We start from the raw sequence: 21,477 nt of genomic DNA on the forward strand, positions 1-21,477 counted from the left end.
GCACGCGACCTCACGTTGGGCGCGCTGGTCGCGACAACGCCTAACAGCATTCGCGCGTCTGCCGGAAGAGGTGACGCCGCCGGCGGCTAGGTTGCCACAGGCCCCCTCCGGTGCCGGTCGAGGTCCGCCTCGACCATCTCGTGGATCATCTCCTCGAGGGTCGTCTTCGGCGCCCAGCCGAGCCGCGACTTGGCCATCGAAGCGTCGCCGAGGAGGATGTCCACCTCTGCCGGGCGGAACAGCGTCGGGTCGACGACGAGGTAGTCCTCGGCGACGAGGCCGACGTGGCCGAAGGCGATGCGCACCATGTCGCGCACGGAGGTTGTCCGGCCGGTGGCCACCACGTAGTCGTCGGCGCTCTCCTGCTGCAGCATGAGCCACATCGCCTCGACGTAGTCCCGGGCGTGACCCCAGTCGCGCCGGGCGTCGACGTTGCCGAGCCGGAGCTCGTCGGCGAGGCCGAGCTTGATGCGAGCGACCGCGTCCGAAACCTTTCGGGTGACGAACTCGATCCCGCGCAGGGGCGATTCATGGTTGAACAGGATGCCGGACGAGGCGTGCATGGAGAAGCTCTCGCGATAGTTCACCGTCATCCAGTGCGCGAACAGCTTCGCCGCGCCGTAGGGCGAGCGCGGGTAGAACGGGGTCCTCTCGTTCTGCTGCGCCTCCTGGATGAGGCCGAACATCTCCGACGACGACGCCTGGTAGAAGCGCGCCGCCGGCTGGGCGATGCGCACCGCCTCGAGGACGTTCGCTGCGCCGAGCCCTGTCACGTGGCCGGTGAGCAACGGCTGCTGCCAGGACGAGGCCACGTAACTCTGGGCGCCGAGGTTGTAGACTTCGTCAGGCTTGGCGAGCTCGATGCAACGCACGAGGCTCGACAGGTCGGTGAGGTTGGCGTCGAGGAAGCGCACGTCGCCGGCGATGCCGAGCCAGCGCAGCCGGTGGTCGGCGACGCCGAAGTGGGAGGAGCGCCGCACCACGCCCCATACGTCGTACCCCTTGCCGAGGAGGAGCTGGGCGAGGTACGCGCCGTCCTGGCCGGTGACGCCGGTGATGACTGCGCTCTTCGCCATGGGCGTCTCGCTTGGAGTTCGCACGCGTCAGCCGCGCCGGGATCGGCCGGCCGCTTGGCCCGCGCGTCGCGGATGGGCAGCGCGGCCTTACCAAAGGGTCCGTTGCGCTACAATGGACGGTTGCGCTCGGGCGAGGTCGGCGATCCCGCGTAAACGCGGCGTTGCGTCGCGTCCCGTTCGGCAGGGGAGCGGCGGTCAAGCGGTGTAGGTCACCGCCTTGACCGCGTCGATGACCTCGGCGACGGAGGGCAGCGCGAGCTTCTCGAGGTTCGCGGCGTAGGGCATCGGCACGTCCTTGCCGGTGACGCGCAGCACCGGGGCGTCGAGGTGGTCGAACGCCTTCTCCATGAGCTGGTAGCCGATCTCCGAGGAGATCGAGCAGGTCGGGAACGCCTCCTCCACCGTCACGCACCGGTTCGTCTTGCGCACCGACTTCACGACCGTGTCGATGTCCAACGGACGCAGGGTGCGCAGGTTGACGACCTCGGCGTCGATGCCCATCCCTGCGAGCTCGGCCGCCGCGGCCATCGCGTAGGTCATGCCGATGCCGAACGAGACGATCGTCACGTCCCGGCCCCGCTTCTCCACCTTCGCCTTGCCGATGGGCAGCACGAACTCGTCGTCCGCCGGGACCTCGAAGGTCTGCCCGTAGAGGATCTCGTTCTCCAGGAACACGACCGGGTTGGGGTCGCGGATGGCGGCCTTGAGGAGGCCTTTCGCGTCCATCGCCGAGTAGGGCTGGATGACCCTGTGCCCCGGCACGTGGGAGTACCAGGCGGCATAGTCCTGGCTGTGCTGCGCGGCGACGCGCGCGGCCGCGCCATTCGGACCGCGGAAGACGATGGAGCACTTGATGAAGCCACCGGACATGTAGTGCGTCTTGGCGGCGGAGTTGATGATCTGATCGATCGCCTGCATGGCGAAGTTGAACGTCATGAACTCGACGATGGGCTTCAGCCCGGCGAAGCCGGCGCCGACGCCGAGCCCGGTGAAGCCGTGCTCGGTGATGGGGGTGTCGACGACGCGGCGCGCGCCGAACTCGTCGAGCAGGCCCTGGCTCACCTTGTAGGCGCCCTGGTACTCGGCGACCTCCTCGCCCATCAGGAAGACGTCCTCGTCACGGCGCATCTCTTCGGCCATGGCGTCGCGCAGCGCCTCACGCACGGTGACCTGCACCATCTCGACGCCCGCCGGCACCTCCGGCTCATCGGGCTGGTCCTCGGGCATCTCCGCGACGCCGGGGCCGGAGCGCGGCGCCGCAGGGGGTCGCGGCGCATCCGCCGCAAGGCTCCCGGTTGGCCCGGGCCCCGCCCGCGTGATCGCGGTCTGCGCCGTGTCGTCCGGTGCCTCGACCTCGGCGTGCGTCCTGTCGGGGGTCCCTGCCCCCTTCGCGCCCTGCCGCGCGTGGGTCCCCTTCGGCGCGTCGTCCGAGGGTTCGCCGCCGTGCGCCGGACGGCCGCCCGCGCCGGCGTCGACGTCCTTCGCGCCGCCGCCGTCCGCCGGCGCCGCGGCGCCGATGTCCGCCTCGCTCTCCCCCTCGGCCAGCAGCACCGCGATGGGCGTGTTGACCGCCACGCCCTCGGTGCCCTCCTCCACGAGGATCTTGCCGAGCGTCCCCTCGTCGACGGCCTCGACCTCCATCGTCGCCTTGTCGGTCTCGATCTCGGCGATGACGTCGCCGGGGGCGACGGCGTCACCCACCGACTTCATCCACTTGGCGAGCTTGCCCTCCTCCATGGTCGGGCTGAGCGCGGGCATCAGGATCTCAGTGGGCATCGTGTCCGTGTTCTTCCCTAATGATCGCGCAGCCGCGCCTCGACAAATTCCAGCCTTTTCTCAAGGCTTGCGAGACGCGCCTCGTGACGGTCGTCGGTCTGTGCGAAGCCGCGCAGCAGCGTGGTGAGCGCGTCGACGCGCTGCTCCAGCGCCCGCCCGCGGACCTCCAACTTGCCGAGCCGCTCCTCGATCCGGTCCTGGCCCGCCCGCAGGGCACGAAGGTGGTCGAGTATAAGGTCGTGCGGCTCAGTCGCCATCTCAGGCTACGCCAACCAAGCGGACCGTCAGCGCACGACGTCCGTCCACAGCTCGGACGGGTCCGGCTCGGGCTCGGACTGGGCGAACTCGGCTGCCGTGTTCACCAGGTCGCGCACGCGCTTGTCCACCGCCTTCACGTCATCCTCGGCGACGCCGTGCTCCTTGATGAGGATGTCGCGGACGTGCTCGATGGGGTCGCGCTTCTGACGGTACTCGTTGACCTCGTCGCGGGTGCGGTACTTCGCAGGGTCGGACATCGAGTGGCCGCGATAGCGGTAGGTCATCATCTCCAGGATGTAGGGCCCCTTGCCGTCGCGAGCGTGGGCGAGCGCCTTGTCCACCGCGGCACGGACCGTCTCCACGCTCATGCCGTCGACCTGCTCACCGGGGATGCCGAAGGAGCGGCCGCGCTGGGACAGGTTCGTCGTCGAGGACGCACGCTCCACCGACGTGCCCATGCCGTACTTGTTGTTCTCGATCACGTAGACCACCGGCAGCGACCAGAGCTTGGCCATGTTGAAGCTCTCGTACACCTGCCCCTGGTTGGCCGCGCCGTCGCCGAAGTAGGTGAGCGCAACCGCGCCGTTCTCGCGGTAGCGGTTGGCGAAGGCGATCCCGGTGCCGAGGGAAACCTGTGCGCCGACGATGCCGTGGCCTCCGTAGAAGTTCTTCTCCACGGAGAACATGTGCATGGAGCCACCCTTGCCCTTGGAGTAGCCAGCGGCGCGGCCGGTGAGCTCGGCCATGACGCCCTTGGGGTCCATCCCGGTGGCGAGCATGTGGCCGTGGTCGCGGTAACCGGTGATGACCTGGTCGCCCTCGCGCATCGCCATCTGCGCGCCGACGACGACGGCCTCCTGGCCGATGTAGAGGTGGCAGAAGCCGCCGATGAGGCCCATGCCGTAGAGTTGGCCGGCCTTCTCCTCGAACCGGCGGATGAGGAGCATGTCCTCGTAGGCGCGGCGGTAGTCATCGGCTGAGAAGCTCGCCGCGTCGGCCCGTTGGGGCGCGGACGTCACCTCCTCGGTCTTCACCTTGGCCTCGGCCTGCATGCTCGCTTCCCTCCGAACCGGGCGTCTGCGTAAACCTAGACCACCGCCTGGACAGTGGGAAGGTCGGGCGCCGGTGTTGGGACGTGCCGCCGCAGCGCATGGGGCGTCCCGGCGGCAAGGGAGCCGCCGCCGTCAGCGCCGTGCGGCGAGGGCGCGGTCGAGCGATCCCGCGTGCGAACCGTGCAGGATGACGAGCTCGTTGGTGTGGGCGAGATTGAGTTGCGCCCGCGCGCGCTCGTCCAGAAGGTCTGCGTCGAGCGCGTCGGTCCGCAGCCGTTCGACCCGTCGCTGCAGCGCCTCCCGATGCTCGACGAGGCTCGACAGCTCGGCAGCACGTGCGTCGCGTTCTGAGGCGAGCCGCTCACGCGCGACCTGACCGAAGTCCCCACGGGTAGACTGCCAGCCGAAGTACAGCGCGACCCCGATGAGGAGGAGCGGCCCCAGCAGGGACATGACGGGCGACTTCTTCCGGTAGCGCGTCGGCATGAGCTCAATCCAGGACCGGGGCAACACCACCATGCCCAGCTTAACGCGCGGTTTCGCACACGCCGTAACGTGGGCCGCGCTGCCCTGCGCCGCGCGCGGTCAGGCGGCGACGTTCGTCTCGGCGGCTCCGTCGTAGCCCCCGCCGACCGTTGCGAGGTAGGCCTGACCGCAGGCCTTCGCGAGGTCGCGGACGCGCCCGATGTAGCTCTGCCGCTCGGTGACGGAAATCACGCCGCGCGCGTCGAGCAGGTTGAAGATGTGCGAGGCCTTGATGGTCTGGTCGTAGGCGGGCAGCACCTGGCGATGGGGTCCGCCGTTCGGGCCCGGTGCGCCGGCGGCGAGCAGCGCGTGGCACTCCGCCTCCGCGTCCCTGAAGTGGCGCAGCAGCATGTCGGTGTCCGCATGCTCGAAGTTGTAGGCGGAATACTCGCGTTCCGCCTGCAGGAAGACGTCGCCATAGCGCACCGCGGCCCGGCCTTCGGCGGCCGGGACGTAGACGAGGTCGTAGACGTTCTCGATGCCCTGCACGTACATGGCGAGGCGCTCCAACCCGTAGGTCAGCTCGCCGGAGACCGGACGGCAGTCGATCCCGCACACCTGCTGAAAGTAGGTGAACTGGGAGACCTCCATGCCGTCGCACCAGCACTCCCAGCCGAGGCCCCAGGCGCCGAGCGTCGGGCTCTCCCAGTCGTCCTCGACGAAGCGCACGTCGTGCGTGGCGAGGTCGATCCCGATGGCGCTGAGCGAGGCGAGGTAGAGCGACTGCAGCTCCGGCGGGCTGGGCTTCAAGATGACCTGGAACTGGTAGTAATGCTGGAGCCGATTCGGGTTCTCGCCGTAGCGGCCGTCGCTGGGCCGGCGCGAGGGCTGCACGTAGGCCGCGCGCCACGGTAGCGGACCGAGGGCGCGCAGCGTCGTCGCCGGGTGGAAGGTGCCAGCGCCGACCTCCATGTCATAGGGCTGCAGGATGGCGCAGCCGCGCTCCGCCCAGAAGGCCTGCAAGGCGAGGATCATCGCCTGGAAGGAGGTGCGCGGGTCGTCGGCGGATGTCGGTGTCATGGCGCGTCCTGCTAGCGCATGGGGGACACCGCGCAAACCCTACTTCGACCCGGCTGGCTCCGGGCGACGCCGGTGGTCCTCTAGGGACCCCTCGTCCGCGGGCTGTTCAGACGCCGGCTCGTCGATCAGCCGGCCGCGGACCGGCACGCGGACCTCGTCGCCGGACAGCCGTGCCGTCGGCCCCGGCGTCGGCCACGAGGGCGGGCGCGCGCGGCCCGGCCGCCAGTGCGGCGTGATCAGCCCCGCCGAGATGACGAGCTTCGCCGCGTCCTCCACCGACATGTCGAGGACGAGGACCTCCCGCCGAGGGACGAACAACAGGAAGCCCGACGTCGGGTTGGGGGTGGTCGGCAGGAAGACGGAGATGGCATCGTCCTCGTCGTTCAATCGGTGGCTGATCTCGCCCTTCGCGTCGGTGGCGATGAACACCAGCGCCCACAGCCCCTTCCGCGGGTACTCGATGAGCCCGGCGGTGCGGAACGTGCGGCTGCGCTCCGACAGCATGGTTTCGAAGATCTGCTTCAGCGCGGCGTAGAGCGTGCGGATGAGCGGCATGCGCGCCAGGATCGATTCGCCGATCTTGAGCACCGTGCGGCCGAAGATGTTCGCCGCGAGGAAGCCGAGGAGGATGAGCCCGACCCCCGCGACCAGCACACCGATGCCGGGCACCGGGAAGTCGACGTAGCTCTCGGGGTTCCACCTGGCCGGGATCCAAGGCTTCACCTTGCCGTCGACGAAGTTGACGATGGAGGCGACGAGGTAGGCGGTGATCGTCAGCGGCGCGGCGACGATGATGCCGGTCAACAGGTAGTTGCGCAGTCGATTGACGAACGCTCTCCGGCGCCCGATCCGCCCCTCGCTGCGCTCCTCGTCCATGGGTGCTCTCCCACCTCCGCGCGCCGTCGTTCGCACCGGGCGCCGACGCCGAGTCCGCAGCGTGATCGGCCGTGGCGCGAGACGGCAGGCGGACCAGCCATCTTACTCGACCGTGACCGATTTGGCGAGGTTGCGCGGCTGGTCGACGTCCGTGCCGTTGATGATGGCGCTGTGATAGGCGAGGAGTTGCAACGGGATGGCCGCGATGATGGGCTTGGCGAGGGGCGGCGCGTCCGGCACCACGACGAGCTCGCTCGCCGTCTCCGCAATGGCATCGGCCCCGGTCCGATCGGTGATGGCGATGATGCGGCCGCCGCGCGCGTGCACCTCCTCAATGTTGGAGACCGTTTTGGCGAACAAGTCGTCCGACGGCGCCACGACCACCACCGGCATCCTGTCGTCGACGAGGGCGATGGGGCCGTGCTTGAGCTCGCCTGCGGGATACCCCTCGGCATGGATGTAGCTGAGCTCCTTCAGCTTCAGCGCCCCCTCCATGGCGATGGCGAAGGCGGGACCGCGACCGAGGAAGAGGGCGCTTTGCGCGGAGGCGACCTGCCGGGCGACACGCTCGACCTGCGCCTCCAGCGCCAAGGTCTCGGCGACGAGCCGCGGCAACTCGACGAGCGCCTCCACGTGCTCGGCCGCCTCGGCGTCGGACAGCGTTCCACGATCGGCCCCTGCCTTGACGGCCAGGCTCGCGAGCGTCGCGAGCTGGCAGGTGAACGCCTTGGTGGAGGCGACCCCGATCTCGGGCCCGGCGAGCGTCGGTAGGAAGACGTCGGTCTCGCGGGCCATGGTGGAGGTGGCGACGTTCAGCACCGCCGCGATGCGCTGCCCGGCGGCCTTGGCCGCGCGCAGTCCGGCCAGGGTGTCAGCCGTCTCGCCGGACTGGGAGATGAACAGGGCAAGCTCGTCGGCCGGGAACGGCCGCGCCCGGTAGCGGTATTCCGAGGCGACGTCGAGGTCGACCGGCAGGCCAGCGAGGCGCTCGAAGTAGTACCGCGCGGTCAGCCCGGCGTAGTACGCGGTGCCGCACGCGGAGATCGACAGCCGTGCGAGCCTGCCAAAGTCGACCGGGACGGCGCCGGACCGCAGCGTCCCCGCGCCGACGTCCACGTAGTGGCTGATCGTGCGGGCGAGGACCTCGGGCTGCTCGTGGATCTCCTTGGCCATGAAGTGGCGGTAGTTGCCCTTCTCGGCGAGCGAGACCTGCACCGGGACCGACGTCGCCGTCCGGTGGACCGGTGCCCCCGACCTGTCGAACACGTCGATCACGTCCGCCGTCAGCAGCGCGACGTCGCCATCCTCGAGGTAGATGATCCGCTCGCAGAACGGCGCCAGCGCGATGGCGTCGGAGCCGATCATCACGAGGTCGTCGGCGAGCCCTATGGCGAGCGGGCTCCCGACCCGCGCGGCGGCGAGGACGCCGGGGTGGCCTGCGAAGGCGAAGGCGAGCGCGTAGGCGCCCTCGAGCGCAGCCAGCGTCGCGACGAGGGCCTCCTTGAGGGGAGCGCCGGAGGCAAGGTGCCGCGCCGCAAGGTGCGCGATGGCCTCGGTGTCGGTCTCCGACGACAGCACCGCGCCGTCCGCCTCGAGCTGTCGTCGCAACGCGCGGAAGTTCTCGATGATGCCGTTGTGGACGACCGCCACGGGCTCGGCGACGTGGGGGTGCGCGTTGCCCTCGGTGGGGGCGCCGTGGGTCGCCCAGCGGGTATGGCCGATGCCGGTCCTGCCAGCGAGCGGCCCGCCTTGGAGCTGCGCCTCGAGGTTGCGCAGCTTGCCGGCGGCACGGCGACGCGTCATCGCCCCGTCCGGTGCCACGGTGGCGATCCCCGCCGAGTCGTAGCCTCGGTACTCCAGGCGCTTGAGCGCATCGAGGAGGAGGGGTGCGGCCTCGCTGGTGCCGATCACCCCGACGATCCCGCACATGGTCCCCCTCCGCCGCCAACGCAACAACGTCCGCGCCGCCATGCGAAGCGCATGCGGCCAGTGTGCCCGATTCGGCCGTCGTCGCTGCCGGCGTGGCGACCCCCGATTAGCGTAGCGTGGACGGTGCGATGGTCACAGTGCGTTACACCGGGGACGGTCGGACAAGTGCTTCGGTCAGCGTTCGCCGCTCTCCTGCTGGCTGCGCTTCTTCGCCGGCTCGGCGGCGCGCCTTGCCGAGTCCCGCGCCGTCTCGGTGCCGTCGGCGAGCTCGCTGCGGGGCGGCTCGTGGTGGGTGGCGAGCGTCGCCTCCTCCTCGGCAACGTCGTCGTCGTCCGCGAGCTCGGTGCGCAGGTACGAGCCGTCGTGCTCGTTGGCCGCCCGCGCGTACTGCGCGGCAGCCTCGTTGTCCTCCGCGAGCGGCGAGCTCATGTCCACGCGCCCATGCTGGTTCGCCTCGTCGGCGTAGTGCTGCGCCGACGCCGTCGCGTCGGCGAGCTCGGAGCGTGTCCCCGCCCCCGATCGTTGGCCGGCATGGAAGGCGTCGGATCGCTCCATCGCGTTCATCGTCGCCACATCGGGATCGTGGGCCTTCGCACCCAGCACCCGTTGCAGCATCCGCTCGATCATCGCCTTCATGCCACCCTCCATCCCTTCCTGAGGCGCGACGACCGTCGTCCGGCGCCGCGGCTAACTCAGCGTCGTCTTGGCCTTCACCGGGGAGCGACCGTCCTTCACGACCTGCCGGCCCCGCCCGAGTGCAAGCGCGCCGTCCGGCACGTCCTCGGTGATGACCGAGCCCGAGCCGACGAACGCGCGGCTGCCGATGCTCACCGGCGCGACGAGGGCGCTGTTGGAGCCGATGAACGCCCCCTCCCCGATCGCCGTCCTGTGCTTGTCCACCCCGTCGTAGTTGCAGGTGATGGTGCCCGCGCCGATGTTGGCGCCCGCGCCGACCCCTGCGTCACCCACGTAGGAGAGATGGTTCACCTTCACGCCGCTGGCGAGGGTGGCGTTCTTGAGCTCGACGAAGTTGCCGACCTTGGCATCCGGTCCGATGCTCGAGCCGCCGCGGGCACGCGCGAACGGGCCGATCACGGCGCCGGGCGAGACCACCGTGTCGGCAAGGTGGCTGAAGGCGCGGACCGTCGCCCCCTCGCCCACCGCGACGCCGGGCCCGAGGACGACGTAGGGCTCGATGAGCGCGTCCTCGCTGATCACGGTGTCGTGGCTGAAGTAGACCGTGTCGGGGGCGAGGAGGGTCGCGTGGGCAAGCGCGTCGGCCCGTGCGCGGCGCTGGAACTCGGCCTCGGCGAGGGCGAGCTGGCCGCGGTCGTTGATCCCCATCACCTCGGCGAACGGCGCCTCCTCGACCACCATGTTGAAGCTGCGCTCGGCGCCGATCGCGACGAGCTCGGTGAGGTAGAACTCACCCTTGGCGTTGTCCGCGCCGATCGCCTGCAGCGCCTCGGTCGGCGCGCCGCCGCGGATCGCCATCACGCCGGAGTTGCACAGCGTGACGGCGCGCTCGGCCGTGTCCGCGTCGCGCTCTTCGCGGATCGCCGCGAGGTGGCCGTCCTCGTCGAGCAGGACGCGGCCGTAGCCGGTCGGGTCCTCGGCGCGGAAGGCGAGGACCGCGATGTCGGCCCCGCCGAGCACCCTCTCCAACAGGAGGTCGACGGTCGCCGGGCGCACGAGCGGGGTGTCGGCGAACAGGACGACCACGGCGTCCATCGTGTCCGCGAACGCCTCGCGCGCCGCGAGCACCGCATGGGCCGTGCCGCGCTGCTCGGCCTGCACGTGCAGCGTCACGGCATCGCCACCCAGCCGGTCCGCCCAGGTCGCGTCCGGTGCAACGACGAGTGCCGTCCGCTCGACGCCGGAACGTACGGCGGTGCGCAGGGCGTGGCCGATCATCGACAGGCCGCCGACCTCGTGCAGCACCTTGGGACGCGCTGAGCGCATACGGGTGCCCTTGCCGGCCGCGAGCACCACCGCGAGCGTTCGTGCCTCCAAGCCAACCTCCCCCGCAGCGACCACGCGCCGCTGGCGGCGCGCTGCCAACGCTTTAGCGTGCGCACGCCGCCTGACGGAAGGGTCATTTGAACGCGTTCGGCCGATCCGGTACGCCTCGCCCAGCCAGCTTGCACGAGGTCCACATGCGCCGCGCCACACTCGTCCTCACGCTCGTCGTCGCGGCCGCCGTCGGCACGGTGCCGCGGGCCGGCGCGTTCGAGGCCACCGGCAACGCCGTCGCCGACGGGTTCCTGGCGGTCGTGCAGTCCGGCGGCTACATGGACGTTGCCGCCACCGACGTCGCACGTCAGGACGGTGCGACGGTGCTCACCGGCGTGAGCGCCACCTCCGAGGACCGTGCCGAGCGCCTCACCATCGGCACGGTGGAGATCAACGGCGGAGTGATCGACGCCGACAATCGGCTGATCGCCGACCGCATCGCTTACGGCGACGTGCGCATCACCAACCGCGGCGGCCAGGAGGCCGATTCCACGGCCACGCTGATCACGGTGACGAACGCACGGCTGCCCCTGCGCGAGGGGGACGGCTCGTGGCTCGCCACCGTGCTCGGCGGGTTCGAACGGGTCGAGGTCGACGGCCTCGTCGCGCGGCCGCCCGTCGGCGGGCCGGTGTCCGTCCAGCATGTCGAGGTGGCGAGCGCGCCGGCCGATGGGGGCGAGGTGACGAGCGGGCGCATCGCGCTCGAGGGCGTCGAGTTCGACGTCGCCTTCCTGCAGGGCGCGGCGACGCAGTTCCTGCGGGACGTCGGCTACGAGCGGATGACCATCGACGCGCTCCTCGACGGGCGGTGGGACCGCGCGGGCGGCGCCGCAGCGATCCGCGACCTGACGCTGTCGGCCGACGGGCTCGGCGCGGTCACGTTGGAGGCCACCATGGACGGCGTGACGGCGGCGACCATCACCGCGCTGTCAGATGGCGGGGGCGACGTCGGCCGCCTGCTGTCGCTGCTGCAGACCGTCAGCGTCTCGGCGCTCACCGTGCGCTACGACGACGATGGGCTCGCCCAGCGCCTCATCGACCGGGCGGCGGTGCAGCGCGGCGTCGATGGTCAGGAGGTGATCGCGGGGACCGTGCAGGCGCTGCGCTCCGCCCTCGCGGTCGTCGGCGACCCCGCCTTCACCGAGGAGGTCGCGAGCGCCCTGTCCGCCTTCCTCGCGGATCCGGGCACGCTCACGCTGAGCGCCGCGCCGCCGTCCGAGGTCTCCGTGGCGCAACTCTTCGGCGGGGCGGTGATGCAGCCGCGCAGCCTTCCGGCGCTGCTCAACGTGACCGTCACTGCGACCCCGTGAGCCACATCCTCGACGTGCCGGGCGTCCTGCTCGGGCACGCGACGGATGAGGATGCACGCACGGGCACGACGACGGTTATCTTCGATGGACCGGCGGTCGCGGGCGTCGCGGTGCGCGGCGGCGCGCCGGGCACGCGGGAGACGGACCTCCTCGACCCCGGCGCCCTCGGCCCCCCGGTCGACGCGATCTGCCTGTCGGGCGGCTCGGCCTTCGGGCTCGCTGCAGCCGACGGCGCGCAGCGCGCCCTCGCCGAGCGCGGCCGCGGTTTCGCCGTGGGGCCTCACAGGGTCCCCATCGTCCCTGGGGCGATTGTGTTCGACCTCTCGGGCCCGCCGGCGGACCACCGTGCGCTCGGCGCGGCGAGCGTCGCGGCCGCGTTCGGCGCCGCCGATCGCCGTGAGGGGACCGTCGGCGCAGGCACCAACGCGACGACGGCGGACCTCAAGGGCGGCTTCGGCTCCGCCTCCGCCCGTGTCGGTCCTTGGTGCGTCGGCGCGGCGGTGGTGGTGAACGCCGTCGGTGCGGTGACGGCGTCGAACGGCCCGTGGTTTCGCGCCCGTCCCTTCGAGGTCGACGACGAGTTCGGCGGCCTCGACGCGCCGCCGTCCGCCGACCTTCGCAGCGTCCGCACCAAGCTCGGCGCGACGATCGGCGCCAGCACGGTGATCGCCGTGGTGGCGACGGACGCTGAGCTGACCCGCGGCGAGGCGACGCGGCTCGCCTCCGTGGCGCACGACGGGATCGCCCTCGCGGTGTGGCCCGCGCACACCCTCCTCGACGGTGACACGGTGTTCGCCGCAAGCACCGGGCTCGGAACCGCGCCGGACGGCGTGGCCTCGATCATCGGGCTGCACGCGGCCGCGAGCGCCTGCCTCGCGCGCGCCATCGCCCGGGCCGTCTTCCGGGCGACGCCGCACCCCAAGGACCGCGTTCCGACCTGGTCGGAACGCTACGCCGACGTCCCGTGAACGCGATGTAGCGGCGGTGTGAACCGCCAAGGAACGGTCAACGCATCTCCTTGACCTCGACGAAGGCGACGTCGGGGTTGCGCTCGCGCACGTAGTTGAGCTCCCAGGCGTTGCGCGCCAGGTAGACCGGATCGCCGTCCACGTCGTCGGCAAGGGTCGAGCGGTTGGCATCGACGAACGCCTTCACGACCTTGGGGTCGCCGGCGAGCCACCGCGCGGTGGAGTACGGCGCGGGCTCGAACTCGATGGCGACCTTGTACTCGGCCGCGACCCGCGCCGCCATCACGTCGAGCTGCAGCGCGCCGACGACGCCGATGATGTGGTCGCCACCGAGGTGCGTGCGGAACACCTGCGCCAGCCCCTCCTCCGACAGGTCCTGCAGCGCGCGACGCATCTGCTTGGTCTTCATCGGGTCGCCGAGGCGCACGCGGCGCAGGATCTCCGGGGCGAAGCGCGGCAGGCCGGTGAAGCGGATGTCACCGCGCTCCGACAAGGTGTCGCCGACGCGCAGGGTGCCGTGGTTCGGGATGCCGATGATGTCGCCCGCCCAGGCCTCCTCGGCGAGCTCGCGCTCCTCGGCGAGGAAGAAGATCGGCGCGGTGACGGCGAGCGCCTTGCCGGAACCGGCCTGGTTGAGCTTCATTCCGCGTGAGAAGCGGCCCGAGCAGATCCGCGCGAAGGCGATGCGGTCGCGATGGTTGGGGTCCATGTTGGCCTGGACCTTGAAGATCATCGCCGACACGTCGTCGAGGTTGGGGTCGACGCGCGCCTCCCCCGCGGGCTGCGGCCGGGGCGGCGGGGCCCAGGCCGCGAGGCCGTCGAGGAGGTCGGTGACGCAGAAGTCGCGCAGCGCCGAGCCGAAGAAGACCGGCGACAGGTGCCCTTCGCGGTACGCCTCCATGTCCACCGGCGGCAGCACGCCCGCGGCGAGCTCAGCCTGCTCGCGGAACGCCTCGAGCACGGTCCCGTCGACGGCGGCATCGAGGGCCGGGTCGTCGACCCCCGACAGCGTCGTGCTGCCGCCGTAGCCCGTGCCCCCGCCATCCTTCACGCGGTGGAAGTCGTTGGTGGTGAGGTTGAAGCAGCCGTGGAACTGGCCGCCCATCCCGACGGGCCACGTCACCGGCGACAGCTCCAGCGCCAGCTTGTCGGCGATCTCGTCCATCAGCTCGAAGGGGTCGCGGCCCTCGCGGTCGACCTTGTTGATGAACGTCATGATCGGGATGTCGCGCAGGCGGCACACCTCGAAGAGCTTGAGCGTCTGCGCCTCGATGCCCTTCGCCGCGTCGACGACCATGACGGCCGAATCGACCGCGGTCAGCGTGCGGTAGGTGTCCTCGGAGAAGTCCTCGTGTCCCGGCGTGTCGAGGAGGTTGAACACGATGCCGTCGCGCTCGAACATCATGACCGACGAGGACACCGAGATGCCGCGCTTCTTCTCGATCTCCATCCAGTCCGAGCGCGTGCGGCGCCGCTCGCCGCGCGCTGCCACCTCGCCGGCGAGGTGGATCGCGCCGCCGAACAGCAGGAGCTTCTCGGTCAGCGTGGTCTTGCCGGCGTCCGGGTGGGAGATGATCGCGAAGGTGCGCCGCCGGGCGATCTGAGGCTTCAGCGAGGCCTCGGCCGACAGGCTGGGGGCGAGTGTGTTCATGCTGCGCGATGTAGCCGTCGGCCACGACGTTGAGAAGGGCGTGCTCGGCCGCCGGGCGACAACCTTTGCCTCGACGACGTTCGAGGTCGATGCGATGAAGGAGCCCACGTTGCAACTTCGCCGCTGAACGGGCTGGTGCGAGGACGGACCCGACCCGACGGATGGCGCAGGCGAGCGGGCGCTGCGGCACGAGGGAACGCGAGCGGGACCGCTAAGCGTTTGCAAGATGGCTCGCGAGGATGGTCGAATTGGAACTTCTTACCCAACCCGAGGTCTGGGCCGCGTTCGCCGCGTTGGTGACGATGGAGATCGTGCTCGGGATCGACAACCTGATCTTCATCTCCATCGTGACGCAGCGTCTGCCGGCGGAGCAGCAGCCGCTCGCGCGCAACATCGGGATCGGGCTCGCCCTCGTCCTGCGCTTGGCGCTTCTGTCGGTGCTCGCGTTCATCATCGGCCTCACCGCACCCGTCCTCGATCTTGGGATCACCGGACCCTTGAACGAGCACGGCGACCCGACCTTTGAGACGGCGTTCTCTTGGCGCGACATCATCCTGATCGTCGGCGGCGTGTTCCTGGTTTGGAAGGCTGCGACTGAGATCCACGACAAGATGAGCCCTGGCGAGCATCACCTCACCGGCAGCCAGGCGGCGACGGCAAGCTTCGCGACGGTCATCGCCCAGATCATCGCGCTCGACGTCGTGTTCTCGCTGGACTCGATCCTCACCGCGATCGGGATGACCGACCTGCTGCCCGTGATGATCGCGGCGGTGGTCATCGCCGTCGCCGTGATGGCGTTGGCGGCTGGGCCGGTTGCGCGCTTCGTCCAGAAGAACCCGACCGTCGTGATGTTGGCCCTCGCCTTCCTCCTCATGATCGGCATGGTGCTCATCGCCGACGGGTTCGGCAGCCACGTGCCGAAGGGCTACATCTATGCCGCGATGGCCTTCGCGGCATTCGTCGAGGCGCTCAACATGCTCTCGCGGCGCCGCAACCCGAGGCGTGCGAAGGCCGCGCCCGCCTACGACCCGTAGGAGCTCAACCCCGCACCGGCGGGTCGGCCGGACCCCGCCACAGCGAGGCGATGGGCTCGCCCGCGCGGTCCGGCTTCGCGTCGCCGATGAAGACGATGACGGGACCGTAGCCGGTCTTGTGTGGCGCGTAGAAGTCGATGAGGCCGGGGTGTTCGTGCTGGAAGAACGCCGGGGGCCGGCCGGCGGTGCGCAGGAGGTGATCCATCACAACCTGGTCGCCGTGCACCGCGTTCGGCACGGGGCCGCAGGAGCCGGGGGCCATCCAACGCACAGGGTCGGCGGCGAACGCGTCGTAGAGCTCGACCAGCGTGTCCGCCGCAAAGCGCATGAGCGCGCTGGAGACGCGGCCCTTGTGGAAGTAGTCCTCCATGACGCACAGGCTCGGGGACGCGACGAGCGCCGCGGCATCTCCGGCGAACACCGTATCGAGGTCGACGAGCGCCACCGTCCCGTCGAACACCCCCGGCCGGAACGCCTCGAACTTGGACCACCATGCCGGCCAGCCGTGCGTCAGCGGGACCGCCTCGCAGCCCTCGACGTCGAGCGCCAGGTCGGTGAGGCAGACGACGCGCGCGAGGCCAGGGACGTGCCGCCGTGCCCCGCCGGCGAGCCGCTCGACCCACCGCGCGTCGTAGCGACCGCCGCTCCTGAGGACGGTGACGAGGGTCGCCATCAGCCGCGAGCGGCGAGGACGGCGTCCGCGAGGGCGATCCCGCCCGCGTGTGCATCCGCGAGCGTCGGACCGACGGTCCAGTCCCCGGCGATCCCGAGGCCGGTCTCCGGGTCGAACGACGGCCCCTCCTTCGCAGCTGCCGCCACGCGCGCGTAGCGCCAACGGTGCGCCGTAGCGCGGACGGGTTGCGGCAGGGCGAGGCGTCGCCGCACGACCGCGGCGAGGTCGTCGCACACGCGCTCCGGCTCGTCCTCCAGGCGCGAACGCGTCCACTCCGGCGTGGCGTGGGCGACGAGCGTGCGGGCGTCCCTGCCGGGCTTTGCACCGTTGTTGACCAGGGTCGCGATGCCCTCGCCGCCGAGCGCGTCCGAGCCGACGCCGACCATCGCGTCGGCCACGCCCTCCGCCGCGAGCATGAGCGTCCACGTGGGGTCCATGCGAGCGTCGCGGGCGACGGCTGCAAGGCCCGGGTGCGCGCCCTGGAGGAGGGTGGCGCACTGCGGCGCGGGGACCGTGACGAGCACGGCGGAGAAGCCGCCAGCGCCCTCGCCGCGCACGGCGCCGAGCCGCCAGCCTTCGGGTTCGCGCTCGACGGCGTCGACCTCGACGCCGCAGCGCACGTCCACCTCCGCGAGCATGCCGCGCACGAGCGCGCTCATCCCCGGCAGGCCGACGGTCGTGGGACCTTCCGGACCTTGCCAACGCACCGCGGTCCCAGTGTGGACCGCCTCGTTGAGCATCGCGGTGAAGGGCACATGCGGCCGCGGGCCGCTCGGGTCCGCCGCCCACGGCGCGCCGTGATCGAAGGCGAGGTCGTCGCGTCGGCGCGTGGCGGTCCGCCCGCCAGGGCCGCGACCCTTGTCGAACACCACGACGCCGAGGCCGCTGGCCCGCAGTCGCCGAGCCGCCGCCGCCCCGGCGACGCCGGCACCGATCACGGCGACGGTCATGGACAGCTCGCGATCGCCCGACGGAACCGCCGGCGTCGCGTCACGCGTGCCGCGTGGCGTTGGCGCCGTAGTAGTTGATGTAGCGATGCGAGATGCCGGACACCGGCAGGATGATGAGCACGTCCGTGGTCCTGAACTGGCGGTCGATCACCGCGCCTTCGGCGATGTACGCGCCGAGCCGGAGGTAGCCCTTGATGAGCGGCGGCAGGGCCCTCAACGCCGTCTTCACGTCGATCTCGCTCGCCGGCAGCCGGTTCATCTCCACGTAGCGCGAGGAGAGGGCGCGGACCCGCCATTCCGGCGGCGCGAGGTGCTGGTGGTGCAGGTAGGAGAGCGCGACCGCGAGCGCATCGGGATCCGTGCCAGCGAGCGATGCGCAGCCGAACATGACGTCGATGTTGTGCCGCAGCACGTAGGACCACGCCCCGTGCCATAGGAGCTCCACGGTGCGCTTGTCCCGGTAGGGCTTGAGCACGCAGGAGCGGCCGAGCTCGAGGAAGTTCAGCGTCGGGTGCCGGGCGACGAGCGCATCGACCTCGAACTCGGAGCTCGCGTAGTAGCCGCCGTTGTGGTCGGCGATCTCCTGACGCAGCAGGCGGTACGTGGCGACGATCTGCGGGCGCGGCCGGCGGAACCTGCGGGCGGCCACGTTGTGGTCGAACACGAGGAGGTGATCGCACAGCCCGTCGAAGTGGTCTCGGTCGCGCCGCGTCGCCATGGTGAAGGGGTCGGCCTGGGCGGCCATCTCCTCGTAGAACACCTTGTAGCGAAGCTGCTGCGCCCGTCGCACCTCCCCGGTCGTGCGCGCCAGGCGGACCTCGAGCGTGCCCAGCTGGCCGATGGTCGGCGTCGTGCGGTCGAGCGTAGCGATCCTGCGACCGGGCAGGCGCGGTCGCACCACCGTCGTCGGCGCGAAGGGCACGGTTCGGTCGGGAACGAAGCGACGGACCACCGGCGAGGACAGGGATCGCAGCGTTGCCACCGTGCGCCTGCGGCGGCGCCTCCTGAGGTCCACGATCACGTCAGGTCATCCCGTCCCAAGGGCTGGCCGATGGCGTTCATCGTGGCGATGCGTCCTTCCCGCGGCGCCGACGTGCGCGGCGCGGGGCCGAACCTATGGCCCAGCGGGGCGATACGCAACTTTCGCGACGCACCGGACCGGTCCCGTGAGCGGTTGCAGGAACGTCGGCTTGATGCTACCCGAGGTTGCCATCCGTGCGGAGCCTCGCCGAGGCGGAAGAGGCGGCCTTGCAAAGCCGAGTGACCACCATCGCCTTTCGCGGGATCGACGCCGTCCCCGTGGACGTCGAGGTGCAGATCGCGGCCGGCGCGGTGGGGTTCATGGTCGTCGGGCTCGGCGACAAGGCGGTGGCCGAGAGCCGCGAGCGGGTCCGTGCCGCGCTCACCGCGTCGGGCCTGTCGCTGCCGCCACGCCGTATCACGGTGAACCTTGCACCGGCGGACCTGCCGAAGGCGGGCAGCCACTACGACCTGCCCATCGCCCTCGGCCTGATGGCGGCGCTCGGGATCGTGCCCCCCGAGGCGCTGGAGGAGAGCGTCGTCCTCGGCGAGCTCGGCCTCGACGGGCGCATCGTCGGCGTGGCCGGCGTGCTGCCAGCGGCGGTGGGCGCGAACGCGCTTGGCAAGGGGCTCATCTGCCCGGCGGCGGACGGCAGCGAAGCGGCGTGGGCCTCGAGCGACATGCCGATCCTCGCCCCAGCGAGCCTTGTCGCCTTGGTCAACCACTTCGCCGGGCACCAGCTCCTGTCGCGCCCCGAGCCTCGCATGCGCCAGGACCGCCGCCTCGCGACGGACCTTTCGCAGGTGAAGGGTCAGGAAAGCGCCAAGCGCGCGCTGGAGATCGCCGCTGCGGGTGGGCACAACCTCCTGATGATCGGGCCGCCCGGATCGGGCAAGTCGATGCTGGCCGAGCGGCTGCCCTCGATCCTGCCGCCGCTCGAGCCGGCAACGCTCCTGGAAAGCGCGATGATCCGCTCCGTCGCCGGCGACCTCGCCGATGGGCGGCTCGAGGCGTCGGCCCCCTACCGCGCGCCGCACCATTCGGCGTCCATGGCTGCGCTCATCGGTGGCGGCCCGCGTGGACGGCCCGGCGAGGTTTCGCTGTGCCATGGCGGAGTCCTGTTCCTCGACGAGCTGCCCGAGTTCGCCCCCACCGTGCTCGATGCCCTGCGCGAGCCCCTCGAGACGCGGCGCGCGATGATCGCTCGAGCCAACTCGCGCGTCACCTACCCGGCGCGCTTCCAGCTGATCGCGGCGATGAACCCGTGCCGCTGCGGCAAGGCGGACGAGCCGGGGCACACCTGCAAGCGCGGCAAGGCGTGCGCGGACGACTACCAGGCACGCATCTCCGGCCCGCTCATCGACCGCATCGACCTGACGATCCGCGTCGACGCCGTGTCGCCCGCCGACCTGCGCGCGCCCTCCGGCGAGCCGTCCGCGGCGATCGCGGCACGGGTCGTCGGCGCGCGGGAGCGGCAAACCGCCCGCCTCTCCGGCCGGGGCGCGCTGGTCAACGCGGAGTGCGGCGCCGACCTCCTTGATGCAACGCTGTGCGCCGAGGACGACGCGCTCGCGCTCATCGACAAGGCCGCCACCGAGCGGCGCTACTCCGCGCGCGCCTATCACCGGACCCTCAAGGTGGCCCGCACCATCGCCGACCTCGCCGCCTGCGCCACCGTCCGCCGCACCCACGTGGCCGAGGCCCTCGCCTACAGGCGCACCCTGTGATCGGACCCTGGGCGGGTGCGCTCGGCCACGCATCCTGTTCGTCCGGCGCCCCACCGCTGCCGAGCCCTTGCCACGACACTGGGAGAGCCGGCACCTTCTTCCGATGAACGGTCCCATCACCAAGCTCGCCGCCGCCCGGACGGCGCTCGCCGAGGCGTTCGCCGGCGCGACGCGTGCCGTCGTGTTCACCGGCGCGGGCATCTCCACCGAGTCGGGCATCCCAGACTTCCGGTCCCCGGGAGGATTGTGGTCGCGCATGCAGCCCATCTACTACGACGACTTCCTGTCGTCGGAGGAGGCACGCCTGGAGGACTGGCGGCGCCGCTTCGACATGGCGCGCCTGTTCGCCGAGGCCGAGCCCAACGCGGCGCACCTCGCAGTGGCGAACCTCGCGCGACACGGCCCTGTCTGCCTTGTCGTCACCCAGAACATCGATGGGCTCCACGCGCGCTCCGGGGTCCCACGCGACATGCTCGTTGAGCTGCACGGGACGAACGACCACGCCCGCTGCCTCGACTGCGGGGAACGACACGAAATCAGCCATGCGCAAGGCACGATTGCGAAGACAGGGGCGTCGCCCCGCTGCACGCGATGCGGTGGCTTGGTGAAGGCGGCGATCGTCTCGTTCGGCCAGGCGATGCCGCAGGAGGACATGGAGCGCGCGATGACGGAGGCGGTGCAGGCGGACCTGTTCGTGGCGATGGGCACGTCGCTCGTGGTCTACCCGGCTGCGGCGCTGCCGATCATGGCCAAGGAGGCCGGCGCGCAGCTCGTCATCGCCAACAACCAGCCGACGGATCAGGACGGGATCGCCGACCTCGTGCTGCGGACCCCGCTGGCGGAGACGTTCCGGCCGCTTGCGGAGGCGTCCCTGGTTTAGCCGGTCGTGTGTCTCCACGGCAACACGGTCGAACAACGGGACAGGGACCGGTCGCACGATTTTTCCTGGGATGGTAACGTGCAGTTCATGAATGTGCCGCTCGGCGGCGAAGGCGGGTCAGTGGCGGGTAGTGTGGTGAGCGACAGCAAAGCGGTGCGGTACCTCGACGAATATTCCAACGACGACCGCGGTGAGGCCCACTTCGACGGGTTCAAGGACCTCGCCGAGGTATCAGGCAGCATCAAGTGGTTCGACGTCGGCAAGGGCTACGGCTTCATCGTTCCCGAGGACGGCGGAGCGGACGTGTTGCTGCACGTCACCTGCCTGCGCCGCGACGGTTACCAGAGCGCCTATGAGGGTGCGCGCCTCGTCTGCGAGGTGATCTCTGGAGCCAAGGGACGGCAGGCGTTCCGCATCCTGTCGATGGACGAGTCGCAGGCGACGCACCCTTCGCAGCTCCCGCCCTCCCGCACCAACGTTCAGGTGACCCCCGAGGGACCGGCCGAGACCGCGCGCGTCAAGTGGTTCAACCGGTCCAAGGGGTACGGCTTCCTGACCCGTGGCGACGGCACGCCTGACATCTTCGTCCACATGGAGACACTACGGCGGTTCGGCGTGACCGAGCTCAGGCCGAACCAAGTCGTCAGGGTTCGGTTCGGGACCGGGCCGAAGGGACTGATGGCTGCCGAGATCCTTCCGGAAACCGGGGTCAACCTGCCTGCCTCGCACTGACCGTGG

The 21,477-nt window shown here is 70.8% G+C and carries 21 protein-coding genes and 1 pseudogene; 7 read left to right on the forward strand and 15 right to left on the reverse strand.

What is annotated here, in order from left to right:
• Positions 1-86: 86 nt before the first annotated feature.
• From ACOOE8_RS02320 to glmU, 11 genes and pseudogenes are all read right to left on the reverse strand, one after another.
• Positions 87-1,076, reverse strand: a complete 990-nt coding sequence (locus ACOOE8_RS02320; RefSeq protein WP_420393277.1) for a GDP-mannose 4,6-dehydratase — start codon at positions 1,074-1,076, stop codon at positions 87-89.
• 195 nt (positions 1,077-1,271) lie between these two features.
• Complete coding sequence (locus ACOOE8_RS02325) at positions 1,272-2,303, reverse strand: pyruvate dehydrogenase complex E1 component subunit beta (RefSeq protein ID WP_420394603.1); 1,032 nt, start codon at positions 2,301-2,303, stop codon at positions 1,272-1,274.
• Positions 2,304-2,489: 186 nt separating this feature from the next.
• Positions 2,490-2,852: pseudogene (locus ACOOE8_RS02330) on the reverse strand (biotin/lipoyl-containing protein); the annotation flags it as partial.
• A gap of 17 nt (positions 2,853-2,869) precedes the next feature.
• The gene (locus ACOOE8_RS02335) at positions 2,870-3,109 is read right to left on the reverse strand and encodes a hypothetical protein (RefSeq protein ID WP_420393278.1); all 240 of its coding nucleotides are present in this window, start codon (positions 3,107-3,109) and stop codon (positions 2,870-2,872) included.
• Positions 3,110-3,136: 27 nt separating this feature from the next.
• A complete protein-coding gene (gene pdhA / locus ACOOE8_RS02340) occupies positions 3,137-4,162 on the reverse strand; it encodes a pyruvate dehydrogenase (acetyl-transferring) E1 component subunit alpha (protein ID WP_420393279.1) in 1,026 nt (341 codons plus the stop codon).
• A 132-nt stretch (positions 4,163-4,294) separates the two neighbouring features.
• Positions 4,295-4,681 carry an FtsB family cell division protein gene (locus ACOOE8_RS02345; protein WP_420393280.1) on the reverse strand — a complete coding sequence of 129 codons (387 nt, stop codon included), beginning with the start codon at positions 4,679-4,681 and terminating at the stop codon, positions 4,295-4,297.
• Between the two features lie 66 nt (positions 4,682-4,747).
• On the reverse strand, positions 4,748-5,707 hold the full coding sequence (locus ACOOE8_RS02350; protein ID WP_420393281.1) for a glycine--tRNA ligase subunit alpha: 960 nt from the start codon (positions 5,705-5,707) through the stop codon (positions 4,748-4,750).
• 39 nt (positions 5,708-5,746) lie between these two features.
• Entirely contained in the window at positions 5,747-6,583 is an 837-nt protein-coding gene (locus tag ACOOE8_RS02355; RefSeq protein WP_420393282.1) for a DUF502 domain-containing protein, read from the reverse strand.
• A 102-nt stretch (positions 6,584-6,685) separates the two neighbouring features.
• Positions 6,686-8,512 (reverse strand): glutamine--fructose-6-phosphate transaminase (isomerizing), encoded by a 1,827-nt coding sequence (gene glmS, locus ACOOE8_RS02360; protein WP_420393283.1) that lies wholly within the window; start codon positions 8,510-8,512, stop codon positions 6,686-6,688.
• 174 nt (positions 8,513-8,686) lie between these two features.
• Positions 8,687-9,148: a hypothetical protein gene (locus tag ACOOE8_RS02365; protein WP_420393284.1), complete on the reverse strand. Its 462-nt coding sequence runs from the start codon at positions 9,146-9,148 to the stop codon at positions 8,687-8,689.
• Positions 9,149-9,199: 51 nt separating this feature from the next.
• The gene (glmU, locus tag ACOOE8_RS02370; protein WP_420393285.1) at positions 9,200-10,525 is read right to left on the reverse strand and encodes a bifunctional UDP-N-acetylglucosamine diphosphorylase/glucosamine-1-phosphate N-acetyltransferase GlmU; all 1,326 of its coding nucleotides are present in this window, start codon (positions 10,523-10,525) and stop codon (positions 9,200-9,202) included.
• 143 nt (positions 10,526-10,668) lie between these two features.
• Between glmU and ACOOE8_RS02375 the strand changes: the two genes are divergently transcribed.
• The gene (locus ACOOE8_RS02375; protein ID WP_420393286.1) at positions 10,669-11,835 is read left to right on the forward strand and encodes a hypothetical protein; all 1,167 of its coding nucleotides are present in this window, start codon (positions 10,669-10,671) and stop codon (positions 11,833-11,835) included.
• Positions 11,832-12,803: a P1 family peptidase gene (locus tag ACOOE8_RS02380; protein ID WP_420393287.1), complete on the forward strand. Its 972-nt coding sequence runs from the start codon at positions 11,832-11,834 to the stop codon at positions 12,801-12,803. Before ACOOE8_RS02375 ends, ACOOE8_RS02380 begins: the two co-directional genes overlap by 4 nt.
• A gap of 37 nt (positions 12,804-12,840) precedes the next feature.
• On the opposite strand, the gene ACOOE8_RS02385 is transcribed toward ACOOE8_RS02380, so the two are convergent.
• Positions 12,841-14,454 (reverse strand): peptide chain release factor 3, encoded by a 1,614-nt coding sequence (locus ACOOE8_RS02385; RefSeq protein ID WP_420393288.1) that lies wholly within the window; start codon positions 14,452-14,454, stop codon positions 12,841-12,843.
• Between ACOOE8_RS02385 and ACOOE8_RS02390 the strand changes: the two genes are divergently transcribed.
• Positions 14,447-14,581, forward strand: a complete 135-nt coding sequence (locus tag ACOOE8_RS02390) for a hypothetical protein (protein ID WP_420393289.1) — start codon at positions 14,447-14,449, stop codon at positions 14,579-14,581. The genes ACOOE8_RS02385 and ACOOE8_RS02390 overlap by 8 nt on opposite strands.
• A 112-nt stretch (positions 14,582-14,693) precedes the next feature.
• Positions 14,694-15,488, forward strand: coding sequence for a TerC family protein (locus tag ACOOE8_RS02395; RefSeq protein WP_420393290.1), 795 nt, complete (start codon positions 14,694-14,696; stop codon positions 15,486-15,488).
• A gap of 4 nt (positions 15,489-15,492) precedes the next feature.
• On the opposite strand, the gene ACOOE8_RS02400 is transcribed toward ACOOE8_RS02395, so the two are convergent.
• The 3 genes from ACOOE8_RS02400 to ACOOE8_RS02410 are packed head-to-tail and all read right to left on the reverse strand — an operon-like array spanning position 15,493 to position 18,012.
• Positions 15,493-16,161, reverse strand: coding sequence for a hypothetical protein (locus ACOOE8_RS02400; RefSeq protein WP_420393291.1), 669 nt, complete (start codon positions 16,159-16,161; stop codon positions 15,493-15,495).
• Complete coding sequence (locus ACOOE8_RS02405) at positions 16,161-17,111, reverse strand: NAD(P)/FAD-dependent oxidoreductase (protein ID WP_420393292.1); 951 nt, start codon at positions 17,109-17,111, stop codon at positions 16,161-16,163. The genes ACOOE8_RS02400 and ACOOE8_RS02405 overlap by 1 nt, the downstream gene beginning before the upstream one ends.
• A 40-nt stretch (positions 17,112-17,151) precedes the next feature.
• Positions 17,152-18,012, reverse strand: coding sequence for a GNAT family N-acetyltransferase (locus ACOOE8_RS02410; RefSeq protein ID WP_420394604.1), 861 nt, complete (start codon positions 18,010-18,012; stop codon positions 17,152-17,154).
• A 347-nt stretch (positions 18,013-18,359) separates the two neighbouring features.
• On the opposite strand from ACOOE8_RS02410, the gene ACOOE8_RS02415 reads away from it, so the two are divergent.
• The 3 genes from ACOOE8_RS02415 to ACOOE8_RS02425 all read left to right on the forward strand — a co-directional run bounded on the left by ACOOE8_RS02415 (position 18,360) and on the right by ACOOE8_RS02425 (position 21,471).
• On the forward strand, positions 18,360-19,859 hold the full coding sequence (locus ACOOE8_RS02415; protein WP_420394605.1) for a YifB family Mg chelatase-like AAA ATPase: 1,500 nt from the start codon (positions 18,360-18,362) through the stop codon (positions 19,857-19,859).
• Positions 19,860-19,962: 103 nt separating this feature from the next.
• On the forward strand, positions 19,963-20,739 hold the full coding sequence (locus ACOOE8_RS02420; protein WP_420393293.1) for an SIR2 family NAD-dependent protein deacylase: 777 nt from the start codon (positions 19,963-19,965) through the stop codon (positions 20,737-20,739).
• 6 nt (positions 20,740-20,745) lie between these two features.
• Complete coding sequence (locus tag ACOOE8_RS02425) at positions 20,746-21,471, forward strand: cold-shock protein (RefSeq protein ID WP_420393294.1); 726 nt, start codon at positions 20,746-20,748, stop codon at positions 21,469-21,471.
• The last annotated feature ends 6 nt before the right edge of the window (positions 21,472-21,477 follow it).

Origin of the sequence: Acuticoccus sp., assembly GCF_965213555.1 — a bacterium.
In the GTDB taxonomy this organism is placed as follows: domain Bacteria; phylum Pseudomonadota; class Alphaproteobacteria; order Rhizobiales; family Amorphaceae; genus Acuticoccus.